Genomic DNA, 683 nt, shown 5'->3' on the forward strand with positions numbered 1-683 from the left:
TATTCAACACTTGTAAACTATTTCCTTTTATATTTCATGCTTAAAATAAAGGGATTTTACTATAATTAGTCAATTATTTATAAATATTGAAACTAGACATTGGAGGGGAAATCTTTGATAAAGATTGTTAAAGTAAAAAAAGAAGAGGAATCAAAATTACATAATTTAATGCAATTTTATATTTATGAATTCACCAAATATCTTCCTGAAATTAAACTCGGGGAAAACGGTTCTTATCATAAGTTTAATTTGGAAAAATGCTGGCAGGATCTAGATTATCACGCTTTTTTTGTGTTGTATAAAGAAGAACTGAGCGGATTTGCTATAATTGAGGCTCCATTAGTATCAACTTCAAATTGTATAGAAGAGTTTTTTATTATTGAAAAATATAAAAGGCATGGTTTTGGTAAAAAAGTTGCAATTGAACTTTTCAATCTGTTTCCAGGAAAATGGAGTATCTCACAAATCGAAAAAAATGAACCTGCCAAAGCTTTCTGGAGAAATGTAATTAATTATTATACAAAAGGGAATTTTACTGAAAGAGTTGATGAGAATAAAAAGACAATTCAAGAGTTTGATACGTTTGAAATTTAAGTAGATGAAATAACAATGCTCAAAACGGACTTATGAGTTAGTATATAAACTTAATCTTGTAATTTACTTATTTACTTACTCATGACAGG

At 27.4% G+C, this 683-nt stretch carries 1 protein-coding gene; it reads left to right on the plus strand.

The window, feature by feature from the left end; genetic code table 11:
• Positions 1–114 precede the first annotated feature (114 nt).
• Positions 115–594, plus strand: a complete 480-nt coding sequence (locus tag CN514_RS25180) for a GNAT family N-acetyltransferase (RefSeq protein ID WP_098234865.1) — start codon at positions 115–117, stop codon at positions 592–594.
• Positions 595–683: the final 89 nt, after the last annotated feature.

The organism is Bacillus sp. AFS001701 (assembly GCF_002559405.1).
In the GTDB taxonomy this organism is placed as follows: Bacteria; Bacillota; Bacilli; order Bacillales; family Bacillaceae_G; genus Gottfriedia.